Source organism: Nocardia terrae (assembly GCF_009760405.1).
In the GTDB taxonomy this organism is placed as follows: Bacteria; Actinomycetota; Actinomycetes; order Mycobacteriales; family Mycobacteriaceae; genus Nocardia; species Nocardia terrae.
In genome coordinates this window covers 44,256-62,811 of record NZ_WRPP01000001.1, presented here as the reverse complement: position 1 = coordinate 62,811, position 18,556 = coordinate 44,256, and the positions used below count along the sequence as shown (strand labels likewise).

At 68.0% G+C, this 18,556-nt stretch carries 21 protein-coding genes; 4 read left to right on the top strand and 17 right to left on the bottom strand.

The window, feature by feature from the left end:
• Nucleotides 1-27: 27 nt before the first annotated feature.
• The 4 genes from GPX89_RS00325 to GPX89_RS00310 form a co-directional block, all read right to left on the bottom strand.
• Complete coding sequence (locus tag GPX89_RS00325) at nt 28-369, bottom strand: histone-like nucleoid-structuring protein Lsr2 (protein WP_157354413.1); 342 nt, start codon at nt 367-369, stop codon at nt 28-30.
• Nucleotides 370-504: 135 nt separating this feature from the next.
• Nucleotides 505-1,050 carry an Rv3235 family protein gene (locus tag GPX89_RS00320; protein WP_157354409.1) on the bottom strand — a complete coding sequence of 182 codons (546 nt, stop codon included), beginning with the start codon at nt 1,048-1,050 and terminating at the stop codon, nt 505-507.
• Nucleotides 1,051-1,148: 98 nt separating this feature from the next.
• Entirely contained in the window at nt 1,149-1,850 is a 702-nt protein-coding gene (locus GPX89_RS00315) for a hypothetical protein (RefSeq protein ID WP_157354407.1), read from the bottom strand.
• 125 nt (nt 1,851-1,975) lie between these two features.
• Nucleotides 1,976-3,469, bottom strand: a complete 1,494-nt coding sequence (locus GPX89_RS00310) for a flavin-containing monooxygenase (RefSeq protein ID WP_157354404.1) — start codon at nt 3,467-3,469, stop codon at nt 1,976-1,978.
• Here GPX89_RS00310 and GPX89_RS00305 point away from each other — a divergent pair.
• Complete coding sequence (locus tag GPX89_RS00305) at nt 3,468-4,550, top strand: AraC family transcriptional regulator (protein WP_235946609.1); 1,083 nt, start codon at nt 3,468-3,470, stop codon at nt 4,548-4,550. The two genes, GPX89_RS00310 and GPX89_RS00305, sit on opposite strands and share 2 nt — an antisense overlap.
• A gap of 113 nt (nt 4,551-4,663) precedes the next feature.
• Complete coding sequence (locus GPX89_RS00300) at nt 4,664-4,891, top strand: hypothetical protein (protein ID WP_157354403.1); 228 nt, start codon at nt 4,664-4,666, stop codon at nt 4,889-4,891.
• On the opposite strand, the gene GPX89_RS00295 is transcribed toward GPX89_RS00300, so the two are convergent.
• The 11 genes from GPX89_RS00295 to GPX89_RS00245 all read right to left on the bottom strand — a co-directional run bounded on the left by GPX89_RS00295 (nt 4,888) and on the right by GPX89_RS00245 (nt 15,524).
• Nucleotides 4,888-5,691: a nuclear transport factor 2 family protein gene (locus GPX89_RS00295; protein ID WP_328601368.1), complete on the bottom strand. Its 804-nt coding sequence runs from the start codon at nt 5,689-5,691 to the stop codon at nt 4,888-4,890. The genes GPX89_RS00300 and GPX89_RS00295 overlap by 4 nt on opposite strands.
• Nucleotides 5,692-5,789: 98 nt before the next feature.
• The gene (locus tag GPX89_RS00290) at nt 5,790-6,659 is read right to left on the bottom strand and encodes an LLM class F420-dependent oxidoreductase (protein WP_157354402.1); all 870 of its coding nucleotides are present in this window, start codon (nt 6,657-6,659) and stop codon (nt 5,790-5,792) included.
• A 159-nt stretch (nt 6,660-6,818) separates the two neighbouring features.
• Nucleotides 6,819-7,409 (bottom strand): hypothetical protein, encoded by a 591-nt coding sequence (locus GPX89_RS00285; protein ID WP_157354401.1) that lies wholly within the window; start codon nt 7,407-7,409, stop codon nt 6,819-6,821.
• A 22-nt stretch (nt 7,410-7,431) separates the two neighbouring features.
• The gene (locus tag GPX89_RS00280; protein WP_157354400.1) at nt 7,432-8,388 is read right to left on the bottom strand and encodes an MlaD family protein; all 957 of its coding nucleotides are present in this window, start codon (nt 8,386-8,388) and stop codon (nt 7,432-7,434) included.
• Nucleotides 8,385-9,407 carry an MlaD family protein gene (locus GPX89_RS00275; RefSeq protein ID WP_328601367.1) on the bottom strand — a complete coding sequence of 341 codons (1,023 nt, stop codon included), beginning with the start codon at nt 9,405-9,407 and terminating at the stop codon, nt 8,385-8,387. Before GPX89_RS00275 ends, GPX89_RS00280 begins: the two co-directional genes overlap by 4 nt.
• Nucleotides 9,408-9,663: 256 nt before the next feature.
• A complete protein-coding gene (locus GPX89_RS00270; RefSeq protein WP_157354398.1) occupies nt 9,664-10,746 on the bottom strand; it encodes an MlaD family protein in 1,083 nt (360 codons plus the stop codon).
• Nucleotides 10,746-11,759, bottom strand: coding sequence for an MlaD family protein (locus GPX89_RS00265; RefSeq protein WP_157354397.1), 1,014 nt, complete (start codon nt 11,757-11,759; stop codon nt 10,746-10,748). The genes GPX89_RS00270 and GPX89_RS00265 overlap by 1 nt, the downstream gene beginning before the upstream one ends.
• The gene (locus GPX89_RS00260; protein ID WP_157354396.1) at nt 11,747-12,796 is read right to left on the bottom strand and encodes an MlaD family protein; all 1,050 of its coding nucleotides are present in this window, start codon (nt 12,794-12,796) and stop codon (nt 11,747-11,749) included. The genes GPX89_RS00265 and GPX89_RS00260 overlap by 13 nt, the downstream gene beginning before the upstream one ends.
• A complete protein-coding gene (locus GPX89_RS00255) occupies nt 12,793-13,821 on the bottom strand; it encodes an MlaD family protein (RefSeq protein ID WP_157354395.1) in 1,029 nt (342 codons plus the stop codon). Before GPX89_RS00255 ends, GPX89_RS00260 begins: the two co-directional genes overlap by 4 nt.
• A 3-nt stretch (nt 13,822-13,824) precedes the next feature.
• Nucleotides 13,825-14,688 carry an ABC transporter permease gene (locus tag GPX89_RS00250; RefSeq protein WP_198347206.1) on the bottom strand — a complete coding sequence of 288 codons (864 nt, stop codon included), beginning with the start codon at nt 14,686-14,688 and terminating at the stop codon, nt 13,825-13,827.
• Nucleotides 14,688-15,524, bottom strand: a complete 837-nt coding sequence (locus tag GPX89_RS00245; RefSeq protein ID WP_157354394.1) for an ABC transporter permease — start codon at nt 15,522-15,524, stop codon at nt 14,688-14,690. Before GPX89_RS00245 ends, GPX89_RS00250 begins: the two co-directional genes overlap by 1 nt.
• A gap of 399 nt (nt 15,525-15,923) precedes the next feature.
• Here GPX89_RS00245 and GPX89_RS00240 point away from each other — a divergent pair, with 399 nt between their 5' ends.
• A complete protein-coding gene (locus tag GPX89_RS00240; protein WP_198347205.1) occupies nt 15,924-16,154 on the top strand; it encodes a nuclear transport factor 2 family protein in 231 nt (76 codons plus the stop codon).
• An 18-nt stretch (nt 16,155-16,172) separates the two neighbouring features.
• Here the strand turns inward: GPX89_RS00240 and GPX89_RS00235 are convergent, their stop codons facing one another.
• A complete protein-coding gene (locus GPX89_RS00235; protein WP_235946608.1) occupies nt 16,173-17,264 on the bottom strand; it encodes a calcium:proton antiporter in 1,092 nt (363 codons plus the stop codon).
• Between the two features lie 106 nt (nt 17,265-17,370).
• Between GPX89_RS00235 and GPX89_RS00230 the strand changes: the two genes are divergently transcribed.
• Nucleotides 17,371-18,114 carry a VIT1/CCC1 transporter family protein gene (locus GPX89_RS00230; RefSeq protein ID WP_328601366.1) on the top strand — a complete coding sequence of 248 codons (744 nt, stop codon included), beginning with the start codon at nt 17,371-17,373 and terminating at the stop codon, nt 18,112-18,114.
• On the opposite strand, the gene GPX89_RS00225 is transcribed toward GPX89_RS00230, so the two are convergent.
• The gene (locus GPX89_RS00225; protein WP_157354392.1) at nt 18,111-18,527 is read right to left on the bottom strand and encodes a hypothetical protein; all 417 of its coding nucleotides are present in this window, start codon (nt 18,525-18,527) and stop codon (nt 18,111-18,113) included. The genes GPX89_RS00230 and GPX89_RS00225 overlap by 4 nt on opposite strands.
• Between the last annotated feature and the right edge of the window lie 29 nt (nt 18,528-18,556).

Genomic DNA, 18,556 nt, shown 5'->3' with positions numbered 1-18,556 from the left:
CGAATTCACCAGCTCGCGATTTGCTGGTTAATTCTTGGCGCGCTGGTAAGCGTCGACGATCTCGGCCGGGATACGACCGCGCGAGGAAACCTGGTGCCCCTGGGCGCGCGCCCATTCCCGGATCGCGGTGCTCTCTTCGCGGTCCACGGCCGGACGGGTGCGGCCCGCGGCCACCTTCGTGCGCTTCGAACGACCGACCTTGCGGGCCTTCTCCGTCCACTGCTCGAGCGACTCCCGCAGCTTGCCGGCGTTCTTGTTCGACAGGTCGATCTCGTAGTCGTTACCGTCGATCGAGAAAAAGACGGTTTCGTCGGCCTTCGATTCGCCGTCGTAGTCGTCAACCAGAGTTACGGTGACTTTCTTCGCCATGGACTGCCCTTCCACGTGTGAGGTGCCGCTATTCGCCGAAATGCTAATGCCGCGGGTTGCAGGATTCAAACCAGGCGCGAATCGAATTAGGGGCGACCAGACTATTCTGCTATTACCGCAGAGACCAGACGGTCTTCAGCACACCCGGAATGCGGCCAACCGCCACCCGGAACGACCGCGGACAATACGGGCGGCGAGCGCGAAATGCCGCGAGCCGCGGTCGTATCCCGCGCATACTTCGGCCTTCCCCGGCTCGGCCATGATCACATCGACCCTGGTGAGAGTCGCGCTCCCGAGCTCGCGCCCGGGCAGCCGGCCGGCGCCGGCCAGGGTGCGCACCGCCGCCACCACCGCGGGCTCGGCGAACGGCGTCAACTGACCCGGCGGACGCCGCCCGTCCAGCACCTCGAGCGCCGAACGCAGCGCCTTCCCAGCGAATTCCCTTGCCGCAGTGTTGTACTCATCACTGTGCCGTGTTTTCACAGCGTGCGAAGACCGCAATACCCGCCGCAGGCCCACCGAACCCGGCGACCGCGGGGTGGAATTGCGAGCCACCCGATTCGCACACCGCGGCGGATCCGGAGCGGGAGCAACCGGTTCCGGATCGCGACGGCAGGGCTGCAGCGGCGGCTCGAACCGCGGTGCGGGCAACAGGAATCCGGCCTCCGACGCCACGACCATGCTCTCCTCGCCTCATCCGCGGGAACCAGTGTCCGAGCGCTCAGCCTCGCACGACGCCGTGCGGCGTGTGGGCAGGAAGGGAACTTCGCACCCCGCGACTACTTCAGCAGGGCGAGGCGGCCGAGGTAATCGGTGGGCAGATAGAGCAGCGGACTGGTGGTCCAGGTCTGACCGGACTGCGGATCGTACTGATCGGGCATGGCGACGCCCTCGGGCGCGAAGGCCAGGAAACCATGCTTGGCAGTCGTTTTCGTGGCCCGCCACTGATGATCCTCGAACGCCACCACGGCAGCCGAGTCGGTCGCGACAGCCGTGCCACGCAAGGCGGCGACCTGCGCGGCCACGCCGTCGGTGGACAGATACACGAGCGTGCCGTCGGCGGCGCGCTCGGGATCGATCGAGATGACATCGTTCATCCCGTAGCGGGACTTCAGCACCTCGGCGATCTCGGTCTGCGCGTACACCGGGATGTCCCGCGTACCCCGCGTCGCGACGACCGCGGCGGCCAGCGCCTCGTTCACCGGCCCCGGCTCACCGACCGTGCGCGCCGGATCCACCCCCGCCGGAATGCGATTGCCGAAGCTGTAGGCCACGATCAGCGTCGCGGTATCCGCGGGCGCGGTCGGCACCGTCCAGAGATCCGAGAACCCTTGACCCGCGACCGGTGCGGCGGCAGGCGGAACCGGCGCGGCGGAAGCGATCGCCCCGAGCCCCGCGGCCGTCCCCAGCACCGCCGTGCAGACAACCGTCATTGCCGCCCGAATCGACCGCACCGACCCAGCTGTCCGCTTCGACGTCATGCCCGCCATGCTAGCCAGCCGAATGCGCTTGCCACCGAGCCCACCAGCCACGATGTGACCTCCACCGCGATACCACCGCGGTGCGCCGTATCCCACTCGCCCGCGGGGCCGGGTCCCGTCGGTCCTCAGACTCGCTGGAGGGCCTTGGCTTCGGTGACCGGGCGGAGGGTTTTGCCGAGGTCGGTGCGCATGGTGGTGGCGGTGTCGAGCAGGTAGTTCTGGCGGACCTGCCAGGGGTGGCGGTCGCCCTGGCGGGGGAAGTCGCCGATGGAGCGCTGGATGTAGCCGGAGGCCAGGTCGAGGAGGGGACGTTCCCGGAGGGCACGCTGGGGCTGGGGGACGACCGCCGAGTAGCCGTTGCGCTCCATGTAGGCCAGGATCTTGCAGACCAGGCGGGAGGTCAGGTCGGCGCGCAGGGTCCAGGAGGCGTTGGTGTAGCCGATGCAGACGGCGAAGTTGGGGACGCCGGTGAGCATGGTGCCCTGCCAGACGAACTGGTCGGAGAGGTTCACCGGCGTGCCGTCGACGACCAGGTCGATGCCGCCGAAGGCGAGCAGCCGCAGGCCGGTGGCGGTGACCACCAGGTCGGCCTCGATCAGCTTGCCGGACTTCAGCCGGATGCCTTCGGGCACAAAGGTTTCGATGTGATCGGTGACCACCTCGGCCTTGCCCTTGCGCATGGCCTTGAAGAAGTCGGCGTTCGGCACCGCGCACAGGCGCTGGTCCCACGGGTTGTACTCGGGCGTGAAGTGCTCGGCGACCAGGCTCTCGTCCTTCAGGATTCGCGTGGTGAGCCCGGTGAGCAGCTTGCGCGCGGCCTCGGGGCGACGCCGGCAGTACTGGTAGAAGCCGATATTGAACAGGATGTTCTTGGTGCGGATGACCCGGTGCGCCAGATCGGGCGGCAGCAGCTCGCGAATCCGGTCGGCCACCTTGTCCCGGCCGGGGACCGCCGAGATCCAGGTGGGGCTGCGCTGCAGCATGGTCACCAGTTCGGCCTGCTCGGCCATGGCCGGGACCAGGGTGACCGCGGTCGCGCCACTGCCGATGACCACCACGCGCTTGCCCGCGTAATCCAGGTCCTCGGGCCAGAATTGGGGGTGCACGACGGTCCCGGCGAAGTCGGCGAGGCCGGGGAATTCGGGCGAGTGGCCCTGGTCGTAGTTGTAGTAGCCGGAGCAGGAGTAGAGGAACCCGCAGGTGAGCGTGCTGCGCTCGGCCCCTTCGGCGGTCTTGCGCTCCAGCGTCAGGGTCCACCGCGATTCACCGCTGTCCCATTCCGCGCCAACGACTTTGGTGCCGAAGCGAATGTGCCGGTCGATGCCGTTCTCGGCGGCCGTCTCCTCGATGTAGCGCAGGATGGACGGCCCGTCGGCAATGGATTTGGCGTCGCGCCAGGGCTTGAACGGGTAGCCGAGGGTGAACATGTCGCTGTCGGAGCGGATGCCCGGGTAGCGGAACAGGTCCCAGGTGCCGCCGAGCGCGTCGCGCGCCTCGAGGACGGCGTAGCTGCGTCCGGGTTGTTCGGTCTGCAGGCGATACGCCGCGCCGATGCCGGAGAGCCCGGCTCCGACGATGACGACGTCGAGGTGTTCGGCGGAGGGGGGTGCGGCGCTCATGACCTCCAGTCTGTTGTGCCCGCCACCCGGTTTCTTGACTCTGCGCGACAACTATTTGATTCTGGGTGACATGTCGGTGATCAGGTCCGCGGGTCTGCGGGGATTCCGCGCCACCGTGGCCGAACTCGGCGGGGACGCCGAGGAGCTGGTCGCGGCCTGCGGCCTGCCGGTCACCGCCCTCGACACCGACGATCTGCTGGTCCCCGACCAGGCCGTCGGCGCGGTGCTCGAGCTCGCCGCGCATCGACTCGACTGCCCGGATCTGGGCCTGCGCATGGCCCGGCGGCAGGACCTGGACATGCTCGGCCCGCTGGCCCTGGCCATCCGCAACGCGACCAGCCTGGCCGGAGTCCTGGAGTGCACCTCGCGCTATCTGTTCGTGCACGCCCGCTCACTCAGCCTGACCATGGAACCCGACCCGTACGGCGACCGCGGCGTGATCGCCCTGCGCTACGGCGTCACCGCGCCCGGCCTGCCGACGCCGGTCCAGGCCACCGATCTCGGACTGGCCTTCGTGCACAGGACGATTCAGCGCCTCGCCGAGGACCGCTACGGCCTGCGGTCGGTGGAACTCCCCTACCGGCCCGCCGCCCCGATCCAGGCGTACGAGGAATTCTTCGGCGCGCCAGTGCGAATCGAGCGCCCGGCCGCGCTGCTGCGGGTGCCGGCCGGCCTGGCCAACCGGCGGCTCTCGGGCGGCGACGAGAACCTGCACCGGCTGGCCATGGCCTTCCTGGCCGAGCAGTCCGGCGGCGCGGCCTCGGCCATCACCCCGCGCGTGCGGACCACCCTGCAGAAGCTGCTGGGCACCGCCGCCCCCGAAATCGACGCTGTCGCACGGCTGCTCACCATCCACCCGCGCACCCTGCAGCGCCGGCTGGCCGCCGAGGGCACCACCTTCGCCGCCATTCTCGACGAGGTGCGCCGCGGCGAGGCCCGCCGCTATCTGACCACCACGGATATGCCGATGAGCCAGGTCGCCTCGCTCCTGGGGCTTTCGGAGCAGTCGGTTTTCACTCGCTGCTGCCAACGCTGGTGGGGCGCTACGCCTACCGCCGTGCGGCGAGGCAAAGCAGGCTGAACCTGCGGCGTTTCACTGGATGGGTCACGAGATTCGGTGAGCCCATTGGCAAATCAAGCACGGCGAGTCCGACAGGACACGCAATCATTTTGCGAGCTTGCCGCGTGTCGATCATGGTCAAGTTGCACCGGTACCACCAGGATGTGCTGATGATCGCCGAATGCCCGTCCTGCGCTTGGCCCTCGCCCACGGCCGTCTCCTCGCACCGATCCGTGCAGTATCTGCGCTGTGTGTGCGGCCAGTGGCTGATCAGCGTGCACGGGAAGGTGGTCGGCGCGGCCGGGGGCACCACGTTCAGCAGCAACGACGCCGTCGCCGAGATCGTCGGTATCCGGGATTAGCTCGACTGCACGAAGATTCGCGCGGACGCGATGCGCAGCCCTTCGGCGAATTCGAGTTCGGCCAGACCGCGGCCCTGACGGGTCTCCACCGTCGCGGTCACCGTGCGCCCGGCGGCGATCGGCTTGCTCCAGCGCAGGCCCTTCACCCGGGTGGCGAAGTCCTCCAGCGACATCACCCCGTCGGTGCCCCACTCCAGGCGCGGCACCGAAACCAGCGCCGCCCGAGCATCGTCGGAGTCACCGCGCCCCAGGGCGTCCAGCAGCCGGCCCGCGGCCTGCTTACCGGGCTTGCCGACGCCGCGCAGCCCCGACATGAAACCGATTGCGCCGCCGACACCTTGATTGCCGATCAGCTGCGGACCCAGCTTCGCCCCGGCCAGCAGGCCCTGCACGCCCGAACCCATGAGCTGGCCGATCATGCCCGCCAGCTCCCAATGCGCGCGCAGGGCACGGATTTTCAGCGTGCCGTCCCGCTCGACCAGGTCGTAGCGCAGATGCATGGGCACGTGCAGGGTGACCCCGGTCGACATGGTGGTGGCGATCTCCAGGTCCCGGAACACCGTCATGCCGCACACCACGTCGTGGGCCACGTCGAAGACGATTCCATTGGGCGCGATGAAGGTCTCGTAGAACCGCTCGATGGCCGCGCGCCCGACATGCGGGCGCGACCCGACCGGATCCTCGACACTGCCGTTCTCGGCGAAAAGGCCCACCCAGGCGGCCTTGTCGTGCGCGCCGACCGCCTGCGGCGAGGCTTCGACGGTCGCCAGTAGTTCGGCGGCGGTGGGGTTCGCGGGCACGGTGTCCTCCAGGTGGTGAGCAAGCGCGCGCGATGATACCGAACTCCCGGCATTTCCGAAGGCGGTCGGCCACTTTCGCGCCCCGGCCGGGGCGGCGCTCAGAGGGCGGTCAGGCGGGGCAGCAGGCGTTCGGCGAAATCGGTGGCGTAGGCGACGGGGTCGGCGTCCGGCATGAAGTCGAGCTGCGTGATGCCGAGCGCGGACAGTTGTTCGGCGTCACGCAGGACCTGGTCCGGATCGCCCAGCGCGGGGGCGGCCACGTAGACGGCGGTCTTGCGGATGGCGTCGTAGTCGCGCCCCTCCGCCTCGCAGTGGCCGCGCAGGACCTCGAGCTTGGCCGCGACGTCCTCGACGGAGCTGGCGAACAGGTTGCAGGCGTCGGCGTAGCGGGCGACCAGCAGCAGGGTCTTCTTCTCGCCGCCGCCACCGATGCGGATCGGCGGGTGCGGGCGCGTCAAAGGCACGGGCACGCACAGGGTCTCGGCCAGCTGGTAGTACTCGCCCTTGTACGGACCGTTGTCCGGGCCCCACATCTGCCGGCAGATCTGCAGCGTCTCCTCCAGCCGCTCGAATCGCTCGCCCATCGAGACCACCGGCACGCCCAGGCCCCGCTGCTCGCGTTCGTACCAGGACGCGCCGATGCCGAGTTCGGCCCGGCCGCCGGAGAGCACGTCCAGCGTGGTGACGATCTTGGCCAGCAGCCCGGGGTACCGGTACATCACGCCGGTCACCAGCAGCCCCAGCCGCAGGCGCTCGGTCAGCGCGGCGACGTACCCGAGGGTGGTGTAACCCTCCAGCATGGGCTCGTCGTGGGTTCCGCGATGCTCCATCTGGAAGTAGTGGTCCATGACCGAGAACTGCGCGAACCCGGCCTGTTCGGCGATGCGGGCGGTGTGCGCCAGCGTGGACGCGATCCGCTCGGGTTCGGCCGGTGTCGAGTAGTTCCAGTAGTGCAGACCCAGTTCCATGCCGGACTCCTTCGTCGTTCCCCGGGTGACACACCTTGTGTGCCTGGGTGATACGCCTTGGACAGTTGCCCTACAGTCTGCCCGATCGACCTGTCACGGATACGACGATCCCGCCCGGCGCGGCAGCACGGGCGGGATCGGAGTTGTCGGCGAGTGGCGCTACTGCTTGGGCAGCCGCAGATCCACGCCGCCCGCGTCGGCGACCTTCCAGTCGTTCTTGGCGTCGACGGTGATGGTGTAGTAGATGGTGGTCAGCACGCCGTCCGGGTTCTGGACATTGGTGTTGTTGGTATTGAGGTAGACGTTCACCTTGTAGGCGCCGTTGTCGCGGCTCATCACCTGCGAGCTCAGCACGGTCGCGCTGGAATTGAGCTTCAGGATGTCCACGAACTGCTGCAGCTGCGGGGTCGCGGCATCCCACTTCTTGGCCAGTTCGGGGGTGGCGTTGGTCTTGAGCTTGGCGATCCAGGCATTGGGATCGGCGACATTGATGGTCGCCGCGCCGACGGCCCAGTCGGTGGCCACCTGCTGGGCGTGAGCGTCGTTGGCGGCCTGGGTGTTTCGATCGTTCACCTCGCCGCGCGCGGACTGCCACAGCACGGTGACGGTGATCAGCGCGCCCACCAGCACCACGGCCGCCGCCGCGATCAGCAGCGTGGACAGCTTCAGCGAGACCGTCTTGGCGGCCGCCGGAGCCTTGGACTCCACGACCGGCGTATCGGCCTCGGGGGCGTCGGTGTGCTGCGACATCGGTGTCTCCTTGCTGGTGGTGCTACTTCACGTTGACCTGCACGCGCACGGCATCGTCACCGGTGGATGCCAGTGCCTGCGTGATCAAGCTGCTGATATTGATCTGGGGACCCGCGGTACGCGCCGCGTCGACGACCGGCTGCAGCTGGGGTGTGAGGGTCTTCAGTTCGGGCCCGGCCGTTTTCAACCATTCGGTCAGCCTGGCCAGGAAGGGTGCCAGCCCGTTGCCCTCGACATAGGTCTGCGGGCCGGGGGTACCGTCGACCAGTCTACCGACCGCATTGACCAGCGCCTCGAGCGACTGCTCGAACTGCTCGAACGCCGGTGCCGCAGCCGCCGTGCCCGCGGCGATGCCATCCATGTTCGACGCCGCGACCTGGAAGCTGTTGAGTAGCTGAGCGATCTTCGGCTCGCGGCTCATGATCGCGTTGGCCAGCAGGTCCCCGGCGCGGGTGAGCGGCGGCATGGCCGCGTCGGTGCCCTGGAAGGCGGTGCCCAGCGTGCTCGCCAGCGAGGCCGCCACCTTGGGATCGAGCTGGTTCATGACCTTGTTGACCAGCCGCGACACCTCGGGGATGGACAGCGGCGTCCGCACCGAGGCGGTGTCGAGCCGCTGGCCGTTCTTCACGTAGGGCGCACCGCCGGTCTTGGGCCGGAATTCCACATAGGGCTCACCCAGCGCGGACAGCTGTTCGATGGTGATCGCGCTGTCCACCGGCAGCTTGCTGTCGGCATCGATGCGGAAGTCGACCTGGACACCGTGTGGCGTCGAATCGACCGCGGTGATCTTGCCGACCTTGATGCCGGTCAGCAGCACGGGCGAACCTACGCTCAGCCCACCCGAATTCGTCAGCACCATGGAGGCATCGGTGTATTCGGCGAACGGATCCGCGCGCACCACGCCGAAGGCGAGATAGCTCGCGCCCAGCACGGTGACGGCGGCGATGCCGCCCAGGGAGGCCACCGATCCCCACTTCATCGCACCACTCCGATCACACGCAGCGCGGACAGGATCGCGGTCACCTGGTCGTCGCGGGACACCGAATCCGCCTGCACCCCGGTGATATTCACCTTCGGCCCCTGCTGCATCCACGGAATCAGCTTGTCCCGCACCAGCCCGGTGAACAGCGCGAGATTCGAGGGCTGGGACAGATCCAGCGGGCGGCCCGAGAGCACCAGCGGCGCGAAGACCCGCGTCACCGGATCGAGCGCCTCGGTCACCGGCGCGAGCCAGGCCAGGGACTGCCCGACCTGGCCCAGCGAGGTGAAGATCTGGGCCACACCGTCGATGGACTTGGCGACGCCGTTCATGGTGTCGACCGACTGCTGATCGAGCTCGTGCGACAGCGCGTCCTGCCGATCGTGCAGCACCTGCGCGTTCATGCCGAGGCCGTCGAGCAAGCTGTCGACCTTGTCCAGGTTGGCGGCCAGGTCGACGGCATTGCCCGCCGCGTTCTGGGCGATGCGCTTGGTCTCGTTCGGGTCGGCGGGCAGCACCGCGTTGACCCGATTGATGATGTCCTGCAGCTGATTCACGGCACCGCCCTGGGTGAAGGCGGCCAGCGCGGCCATGGTGTCCTCGAGCTGTACCGGCGGTTTGGTGCGCTCCCGGCCGATGGTCCCACCGTCCTTCAGCAGGGCTCCGAATCCGTCGGTTGGAGTGGTCAGCGCCAGGTGGATGTCACCGAGCACGGTGTTCTGGCGCAGCTCGGCGACCGTGGTGGTCGGCAACTGCACCTTGTTCGAGATATCGGCGTCCACGACGACATAGCCGCCCCGACCGTTCGAATGCGCCGAATCCACCAGGCGCACACCGGAAACCGTGCCGACCTGCGCGCCATTGGCGATGACCTTCGCCTTGGCGGGCAGATTCAGCACGTTCCCGAATTCGATGTGGATCCGGTAGGTCGGCCCCGACACCGAGGTTCCGGGCACCGGCACCGACGAGGGATCGAACGCGCAGCCGCCGACGCCCACCAGCAGCCCGACCGCCAGCACGGCCGCACCAACCCTCTTCGCCCGGCGCGGTCCTCGCCCCGAGACACCCCTCGTCATTCCGGCGCGTTTTTGGCCGGAATCCACAGCGGCGGTGTGAATCCCGGCCAAAAGCATGCCGGGATGACGGGTAGGCTCACCGTGATTGCGGGGCGAGCCCGTCTCGATTCTGATGTCCCAGCGTCCGATTCTCATCGCATGCCCGCCCTTCCTGCCAGCGAGCGGACCATGCCGGAACGCACCTGCTCGAAATCCGTCGTCATCGCGCACCCGCCAAGCCGAGAACCAGCGGAACCAGCGGCACGTTGATCCGGCCGCCGCTCGCGTCGGAGCAGGCCCCCGGTGACGCGGCATTGACCGCGGCACAGACCTGTTCGGCCTGCGGGGCGGGCAGGGCCGCGCGCGGCGAGCCATAGGAGATGCCGCTGCCCATCGCGTTCTGCGCCGCCGCGGTGAGGATCGGCAGCTTCTGCACGATCTCGGAGATCGACCCGGCGTTGGCCCGCAGCAGGCGCAGCAACGGCAGGGTGTCGTCGAGGGCCCGCATGATCGGGTCGCCCGCGATGGTGACCAAATCGTTGAGCATGGGCAGGGCCTGTCCGAGGCGGTCGATCAGATCCGCACCGGGACCGATCAATTCGGTGGTGGCGATGTTCAGGGCCGGAGCCAGGCGCAACAGCATGGAACGCAGGTCGCCCCAGTGCTGTTCGACCTTCTCGCCGACAGAGGAGAAAGCGTCGAAGATGCCCACCAGGTGCCCGATGTCCGCATCCGGCTGGGACAGCGAACTGCCCAGCTTCTTGACGATCTCGTTGATCTGCTGACCGGAGTCCTTCGTCGAGGCGTCCAGCGCGGAAAGCCCGTGCGCCAACGCATCCGGAGCCTGACTCTGCTGCAGCTGCGAGGACAGGTCGGCGAGCGCGGTCAGGGTGTCGGTGATGCTCTTGGGCGTCAGCGTGTTGGTGATGCACCGGCTCGAATCCCAGTGCGCGAGGTTCTTGCCGCCATTGAGCACCGCCAGATTGCGGTCCGCCACAATGGAATCCGAGACCGTCGTGGCGGCGGCGTCGGCATACACCGGGTACTGGGCGTCGACGGAGAACTTCACCTTCACCTTGGTCCCGTCGGCGACGACGGAATCCACCGTGCCGACCGGGATGCCCCGCATGGTGACCTTGTTCCCGCTGTAGAGGCCGACGGCGTCCGGCATGATCGCGCAGTAGGCGACGGTCTTCTTCATCGGATCGAACCAGATCAGATAGCCGACCACCGCCAGCACCGCCACCAGCGCCGCGCCGGTGACCGAGATGAACGCCTGCGATCCGAGCATGCGCTTGAACATCAGCAGTCCTTCCCGGGCACCGGAATGCACACCGGCACGGTCTGCTTCGACTGGTCGATCCCGACGCCGCCGTCCGGAATCACCAGGTCCGACAGCTTCTTCTGCAGCGACTGCGCGGAGTCGATGGTCGGCTGGAACTGCTGCCCGAGCTGCTCGAGCTGCGAAATGGCCGCGTCGATGGTGGGCTTCAGCGAGGCGTCCCAGGTGGGCCGCGCACCGTCGAGGCGGCCGAGAATATCGCTGAGCAGGCGGATCGCCTCGGCCATCTCCGAATGCTTGTCCAGCAGCACGGTGACCAGCAGGTTCGCATTGTCCATCAGCCGGCCCAGGTCGGACTTCGCGCCGTTGTACATCTGCACGTACTCATCGGCCACCGCGACCGCGTTCGACACCTGCGAGCGCTGCCGGTCCAGGGCGTTCACATAGGTCTGCACGGTGTCCAGCGTGGTCCGCAGGGTGTCCGGCGCGTTGTCGAGCGACGTGCCCAGGGCCGCGAGGTTCTTGTTGAGCGTCGAGCCGTCGATCTTGGACAGCGGGGTGGCGGCGTCCTGGAAGGTCTCGACCAGGCTGTAGGGCAAACGCACCCGATCGGCCGGAATGGCCTGTGCGCCCAGCGGTTTGGCACCGGCCGGATACACCGCGACATAGTGGCCGCCGACAATGGTGAGCATACGGATGTCCAGGGAGGTCTGATCGCCCAGGAACACATCGTCTTTCACGGTGAAGCGCATGATCACCTTGTCCGGCTTCAACTCCAGCGACTTCACCTCGCCGACGGAGATGCCGGCGATGCGCACATCGTCGCCCGCCTTCACCGACTGCGCCTCGGACAGTTCCGCGGTGTAGGTGTGCTTGCCGATCGGAATCACGTACAGCGCACCGGCGATCCCCAGCCCGATCAGCAGCGCGATCGCGCCGAGGATGCCGCGCCGCAGTTCCCGCTTCTTCTTGGTGGCGTCGTCGATCACGGTGTCGTCGCGCCGCAGCAGGCGGGGCAGTGTCAGTCGTTGCATATCGTCACCCGCTGTCCCGAGATCAGCACGGCCACTCCGGCCGGGAGCTGCGCGGTTCCCTTGCTGCACACCGGCTTCCAGCCGGTCGGCCCGGTCGTGGCGGTGTCGGCGGCGGCCAGCAGCCCGGGCAGGCGGCCGAGCACGTCCAGCGCCTCCTTGGTGTCGGGGAAGATCTGGCGCAGGATGGCGTCCACATCGGTGCCGTTGTGGATGCCCAGCGTGCTCAACAGGGTGTCGATGGGCCGCAGCACCGACGGCGCGGTGAGCGCGAACTGCGTGAGGCCGCCGATATTCTGCTGCAGCGACTGGAAGATGTCGGACAGCCGCGCCAGCAGCGGCACCAGGTTGTGCACGCGCCCGCCCACGCGGTCCGACAGGTCGGACATATTGCGGATGAGCGTGCCGATCACCTGCTGCCGGTCGTTCACATACGACGCGAGCTTGCCGATGGCGTCCATGGCCGGGCCGACCCCGCTGCCGTCGCCCTCGATCAGAGCCACCATGCTGGCGCTGAACTGGTTGATGGCCTCCGGAGAGATGGTCTGCAGCACCGGCTTCAGGCCGTTGAACAGCTGGGTCACATCGAAGGACGGCACCGTGTGGTCGACGCCGATGCGCGCGCCCGCCGCGAGCCGGTTGCCCGGCTGCGGCTGCTGCTGCAGGTCAATGTACCGCTGCCCGGTGAGGTTCTGGTAGCGGATGGCCAGCTTGCTGTTGTCGTAGACGGGCGCATCGGTCTTGACCGACAGGCGAACTCGCGCCTGCGCGCCGTCGAGGTCGATGCTCTTGATCTTGCCGACCTGCACGCCGTACATGCGCACGTCATCGCCGACCTTCAAACCGTTCGCGTCGGTGAAGATGGCGTCGTGCGTCTCGGTGCTCCCCGAGACCGGCCGCTGAATGGCGGCGATCACCAGCATGAGCACGACCACGATCACGCCCGAGAACAACGCCAGCCGCCACGCCGCGGCCTTGACGTGCCCACCCGTCGCCCCACCGCCACCCCTATGGGAATCGCTGCGCGATGGCCGCCTCATTTGGCCCCTCCCAGCAGCGGCACCGCCAGCGCGGGAACGCCCCGCAGCACCACATCGACATTCAACTGCGGCCCCTGCCCGTTGTCGGGCATGGCGAAACGCAAGCGCTGCAACAGCTCCCGCAACTCGGCCGAGGACTGCTGCGGTTGCGGCACCATCTGCGCCAGCATGTTCAGGATCGGCACCAACATGCCGGTGGTACCCGACAGCTGAGTTCCGGCCTCCCCCAAGGCATTCGACAACGCGGGCAACAGCTTGCCGGTGACCGTGGCGACACCCTGGTCGTAGGCGTCGCGGTTGGACTGCAGCCGCTGGATGCTGCGCAGCAGATCCACCACCTGCACGGTCGCGCCGGCGAACTTGCCGCCGCCGTCGAAAGCCGGTCCGAGATTGCCGAACAGCTCCGAGAGCGCCATCTTCTGGTTGTCGGTGATGGTGCGCTGGGCGACGATCAGCGCCTGCACCAACGGCGTCAGCGCCTGGGTGTCGGCCGCGGCCTGCGCGATCACCGACGCCATCTGCGGTGTCAGCACCGAACCGCCCACCTGCGACGCGCTGCGCAGAATCGAACCCAGGGTGGCGTCGTAGACATCGGCCGCGCGGCCGCCGGTGAAGTCGAGCACCGTGCCCGCCCGCAGCGGGGAACCGCCCGCGCCCTTGCGCAATTCGATCTCGCTGATGCCGAAAAGGTTGGCGGGCGCGTAATCCACCTGCAGGCTGTCATCCAGCCCGAACAGCTTCGAATCGTCCAGGCGCAGCGAAATCTGCTGCGTCCCGTGCTGGTCCGGCGCGATATCGGTGACCTTGCCGACCACCACACCGTTGGCCCGCACCTCGGTGCCGACCAGCACGCCGTCACCGATCTGCTCGGTGCGCAGCGTCACCGCCAGTCCCGCCTCGGTCTGCTGCGACCGGTACAGCGCCCAGCCCGCCACCAGCGCGGCGACCAGCGCCAGCGCGACCGCGCCGACCGTCATCGCGCGCTTGCGATCGACGGCCACACCCGGCATTCCGTAATTCGGCATCCCCTACCCCGTGAACGTAATCGCCGAGTCGAAGCCCCAGAGGGACAGCGACAGCACCATGTCCATGGCGATGATCGCCACCGACGACGCGCGCACGGCCTTGCCCGAGGCGATACCCACGCCCTCGGGGCCGCCGGTCGCGAAAAAACCGTAGTAGCAGTGGATCAGGATGACGACCACCGCGAAGATGGCCACCTTCACCACGGCCGCGATCACATCGAAGCCGGACACGAACTGGAAGAAGTAATGGTCGTACACGCCGGCCGAGGCCCCGTGCACCATGGTGATCAGCCCGCGGCAGGCCGCGTAGGACAGGATCAGCGCGATCAGGAAGGTCGGCACGATGGCGACCGCGCCCGCCAGCACGCGGGTGGTCACCACGAAGGGAACCGAACGCAGACCCAAGGACTCGATCGCATCGATTTCTTCGGAGATGCGCATCGAGCCGATCTCGGCGGTCATGCGGCAGCCCGCCTGCGCGGCGAAACCGATGGCCGCCACGATCGGGGCCAGCTCACGGGTGGTCGCGTAGGCCGACACCAGGCCCGACACCGGGCCCATGCCCAGCATGTCCAGCGTGGTGAAGGACTCCACCGCCACCGACGCGCCCATCACCAGACCGAGCACGATCATCATCGGCACGGTCCCGCCGCCCACGATGACCGAGCCGCGACCCCAGGTCATGTCCGAGATGGCCCGCATGGTCTCGGCGCGATAGCGCTTCAGCGTCAACGGAATCGACGACAACACCTGCCAGACGAACGCGAGCGTGAAGCCCAGGTTCTCCACGCGACGCAGAATCAGGCCGCGGCGGCGATAGGCGCGCGCGGCCCAGCCCAGCCCCTTGGGCACGTAGGTAGCCGACATCAGGCCAGCCTCGTCGGCAGGAACAGGTCGGTGAGCTGAGTCGCGACCAGGTTCACGGTCACGATCGACACCACCGACAGCACCACCGCGGCGTTCACGGCGTCGGCGACACCCCGCGGGCCGCCCTTCGCCTCGAGCCCGCGCTGGCAGGCGATGATCACCACGAGGAAGCCGAAGATCACGGCCTTCGCCAGCGACACCCACACATCGGCGGTGGTGGTGAACGACCCGAAGGTGGTCCAGTAGGAGCCCGGCGTCACGCCCTGCCCGCCGATGGCGACGCCGTAGCCGGCGAGCACGCCCACGAAGATGATGAGCACGTTCAGCAGCGGAGCCACGAAGACCATGGCCACCAGGCGCGGGATCACCAGGCGGTGAATCGGGCTGATGCCCATGGTGTTCAGCGCGTCGATCTCCTCGCGGATGGTGCGCGCGCCCAGATCCGCGGCCAGCGCGGCGGCTCCCGCGCCGCCCAGCAGGAAGCCGGTGGCCAGGGGCGCGCCCTGCTTGATCACGCCCAGGCCGCCGGTCGCGCCCAGCAGCGAGTCCGCGCCGAGGGTGTGGATCAGGTTGCCCACCTGTACCGAGACGATGACGCCGAACGGAATCGCGATGAGCACGGCCGGAATCGCGGTGACGGTGATGAGCCGCCACGCCTGGAGAATGGCCTCTTTCCACTGGAACTGCCGGCGCGCGATATCGGTGAAGGTGCCGACCACCGCTTCCTCGGCGATGCCGACCGCGCGCCCGAAGGTGCGCAGCGACGCCACCGCGGTACCGGAGAAGTTGTCACGGACGATGCGCGCGGCGGACCGGCTCTTGACGGCCCGGGTCATCGGGGGACTTCTTCATCAGGACGCCGGAACCGGCGCGAGGCGACGAGCTTCAAATTTCTTCTCCGTGATCGGCAACACTGCCTGCCATCAAAGCTAATGGTTACGGTGAGTTACAACAAATCGGTTGCGGGTGTGATCGGAGCCTCTAAGTTACCGTCTGGTACACCCCGCGTCGTTCCCGGTCAACGAGACGAATACGCATGTGACCTGCGGTTCTAGAACCTGTTATTAGAGCGGTTCGGCTATCAATATGATCTCCAGCACCGGTCAGGCGAACCTCTTCCGAGACCATTCGAGGCGGCTCGGCCATACCAAACACGGAATCGAGTGATCTCTCAGCAACTATTCGTTCCCGCCGAACCCCGCGCGTAACCGAGACACGACGTGTTCACTGTCGCTGTGGACACTGTGCCTCCCGAAGAAATGGTGTCGGCGGTCCTGCACACGATCGAGACCGGCGACTGGGCGGAATTCGCGAAACTGGTGCACCCCTACGTGCACTGGACCGAGTCCGGCGCCACCACTCGCGGGCGGGTCCAGGTGATGGCGCTGCTATCCCGGCACGACGCGACGAAACCCGCGCACGACTACGAATTGCGCGACGGCCAGATCTACCGCTGGAATTCCTGATTCACGGGCTGACCGCATTCACGGGCTGACCGCCAGGAAAACGAAGGCCGAGAACAACACCAGGTGCACACAGCCCTGGAGCAGGGTCGCGCGGCCCGGCACCACGGTCAGCGCGCCGACCACCACCGTCAGCGCCAGCAGCACCATCTGGGTCGCGCCCAGCCCGAGCATGAGCGGGCCCTCGATCCAGATCGAGGCCAACGCGATGGCCGGAATGGTCAGGCCGATGCTGGCCATGGCCGAGCCCAGCGCCAGGTTCAGCGAGATCTGCATCCGCTCCCGGCGGGCGGCGCGCACGGCCGCGATGGTCTCGGGCAGCAGCACCAGCAGCGCGATCACCACACCGACCGCGGACTGCGGCAGCCCGGCGGCGGCGATACCGGATTCGATATTGGGCGAGACCACTTTGGCCAGACCGACGACACCGATCAAGGCAACCAGCAGCAACCCCAGGCTCAGCAGCGCCTGCTTCTTGGTGGGCGGCTCGGCGTGCTCGTCGTCCTCGGACTGGGCCGGCCCGCCTTCGACGGGCAGGAAGTCATCGGGATGCCGGACGGTCTGCACCATCACGAAGACTCCGTAGAGCACCAGCGAGGCCACCGCGGCGAAGATCAACTGCGAGCCGGAGAAGATCGGACCCGGCTCGCTCGTGGTGAAGGTCGGCAGCACCAGGGTCAGGGTCGCGAGGGTGGCGACCGTGGCCAGCGCCCCGCCGGTGCCCTCGGCATTGAAGACCGTGAACCGCCGCTTCAGCGCGCCGACCAGCAGCGACAGGCCGAAAATGCCATTGCACGTGATCATTACGGCGGCGAAGACGGTATCGCGCGCCAGCGAGGCGGCCTTCTCACCGCTGGAGATCATGAGCGTCACGATCAGTCCGACCTCGATGATGGTCACCGCCACGGCCAGGATCAGCGATCCGAACGGCTCGCCCACCCGGTGCGCCACTGTCTCCGCGTGATGCACCGCCGACAGCACCGCGCCGATCAGCCAAACCGCCACCAGCACCGCCACGAACGGGTTCAGCGACCGGCCCCAGGTGGCTGCCAGCACGACGCCTGCCACCAGCGGGAGAATGACCGACCAGTATCGACTGCAGAAACGCACCATGATCCCCATCGTTCCAGCAAACCGCTCGCTTACCCCGGAAGTGGGAGCCATGCCTCCCCCGATCGGCCTACCGCATGACCGGGCGCCGGTGAATTAGGCTGCCCACGTGGACGACACCTCCGGACCCGGCGCGACCGGCGCGCCACAGCCGCACCCGCACGAGCCCCACGACGAGAGCCTCGCGTCCAAACTCAACTGGCTGCGCGCGGGCGTGCTCGGCGCGAACGACGGCATCGTCTCGACCGCCGGCCTGGTGGTCGGTGTCGCCGCCGCCTCCACCGATACCAACGCCATCCTCACCGCCGGCATCGCGGGCCTGGCCGCCGGTGCGATCTCCATGGCCGTCGGCGAGTACGTCTCGGTCAGCACCCAGCGCGACACCGAACGCGCCCTGCTCTCCAAGGAACGGCGGGAGCTGGCCGAGGAGCCGGAATTCGAACTGGCCGAACTCACCCAGATCTACGAATCCAAGGGCCTCACACCGGCGACGGCCCGCCAGGTGGCCGAGGAACTCACCGCCCACGATGCCTTCGCCGCCCACGCCGAGGCCGAATTGGGTTTGAACCCGCACGATCTCACCAACCCCTGGCACGCGGCCATCTCGTCGGCCATCTCCTTCACCCTGGGCGCGATCCTGCCGATCCTCGCGATCCTGCTGCCGCCGACCCAGTGGCGCATCCCCGTCTGTTTCGCCGCCGTGCTGGTGGCCCTGGCCGTCACCGGTTCGGTGAGCGCGCGTCTGGGCGGGGCCAATCCGCGCCGCGCGGTGCTCCGCGTCGTCATCGGCGGCGCGCTGGCGATGGCCGTCACCTACGGAATCGGCCAGCTGGCAGGGGTCTCCGGGCTCTAGCCGGGGACCGCGGCCGAATCGTCCTGCGGCGCGGGTATATCGGGCGGCGGCGCGGGCGCATCGATCGGACCGGTGTCGCCCGGACCGATCACCACCGGGATCTCCACCGGGTGGGGCGCGGCCGGAGCGGGCGGCGGAACCTGGTTCACCACAGCGGGCGGAGCCGGATTCGGCTCGGCCGGGACCGGAACCTGCTCGGCCGGAGCGATATTGGGCGGGTGCACGAGCGGCACCGCTCGGTCGTGGCGTGGCCGGATCACATTCACGATCGAGTCGTCGGCGATGGGCCGATCACCGGAACCGGTGAGCAGCATGCCCGCGCCCACCCCCGCGGTCATCAGGACCGCAGCCAGGACCACCAAGCCCAGACGGCGAGGATCGATATCGCCGTCATCGCGCGGGATCTGGAGCATGGTTGTCCTCCTTCGGATTCCGGGCCGCG

What these genes read in the sequence shown, in the direction of transcription:
- GPX89_RS00320 (WP_157354409.1), bottom strand. Translation starts at nt 1,050, where the DNA reads ATGGTCGTGGCGTCGGAGGCCGGATTCCTGTTGCCCGCACCGCGGTTC.
- GPX89_RS00310 (WP_157354404.1), bottom strand. Translation starts at nt 3,469, where the DNA reads ATGAGCGCCGCACCCCCCTCCGCCGAACACCTCGACGTCGTCATCGTC.
- GPX89_RS00225 (WP_157354392.1), bottom strand. Translation starts at nt 18,527, where the DNA reads ATGCTCCAGATCCCGCGCGATGACGGCGATATCGATCCTCGCCGTCTG.
- GPX89_RS00300 (WP_157354403.1), top strand. Translation starts at nt 4,664, where the DNA reads ATGGTCAAGTTGCACCGGTACCACCAGGATGTGCTGATGATCGCCGAA.
- GPX89_RS00280 (WP_157354400.1), bottom strand. Translation starts at nt 8,388, where the DNA reads ATGAAGTGGGGATCGGTGGCCTCCCTGGGCGGCATCGCCGCCGTCACC.
- GPX89_RS00325 (WP_157354413.1), bottom strand. Translation starts at nt 369, where the DNA reads ATGGCGAAGAAAGTCACCGTAACTCTGGTTGACGACTACGACGGCGAA.
- GPX89_RS00315 (WP_157354407.1), bottom strand. Translation starts at nt 1,850, where the DNA reads ATGACGTCGAAGCGGACAGCTGGGTCGGTGCGGTCGATTCGGGCGGCA.
- GPX89_RS00305 (WP_235946609.1), top strand. Translation starts at nt 3,468, where the DNA reads ATGACCTCCAGTCTGTTGTGCCCGCCACCCGGTTTCTTGACTCTGCGC.
- GPX89_RS00235 (WP_235946608.1), bottom strand. Translation starts at nt 17,264, where the DNA reads ATGGTGCGTTTCTGCAGTCGATACTGGTCGGTCATTCTCCCGCTGGTG.
- GPX89_RS00260 (WP_157354396.1), bottom strand. Translation starts at nt 12,796, where the DNA reads ATGAGGCGGCCATCGCGCAGCGATTCCCATAGGGGTGGCGGTGGGGCG.
- GPX89_RS00250 (WP_198347206.1), bottom strand. Translation starts at nt 14,688, where the DNA reads ATGTCGGCTACCTACGTGCCCAAGGGGCTGGGCTGGGCCGCGCGCGCC.
- GPX89_RS00290 (WP_157354402.1), bottom strand. Translation starts at nt 6,659, where the DNA reads ATGGAACTGGGTCTGCACTACTGGAACTACTCGACACCGGCCGAACCC.
- GPX89_RS00265 (WP_157354397.1), bottom strand. Translation starts at nt 11,759, where the DNA reads ATGCAACGACTGACACTGCCCCGCCTGCTGCGGCGCGACGACACCGTG.
- GPX89_RS00245 (WP_157354394.1), bottom strand. Translation starts at nt 15,524, where the DNA reads ATGACCCGGGCCGTCAAGAGCCGGTCCGCCGCGCGCATCGTCCGTGAC.
- GPX89_RS00270 (WP_157354398.1), bottom strand. Translation starts at nt 10,746, where the DNA reads ATGTTCAAGCGCATGCTCGGATCGCAGGCGTTCATCTCGGTCACCGGC.
- GPX89_RS00255 (WP_157354395.1), bottom strand. Translation starts at nt 13,821, where the DNA reads ATGCCGAATTACGGAATGCCGGGTGTGGCCGTCGATCGCAAGCGCGCG.
- GPX89_RS00285 (WP_157354401.1), bottom strand. Translation starts at nt 7,409, where the DNA reads ATGTCGCAGCACACCGACGCCCCCGAGGCCGATACGCCGGTCGTGGAG.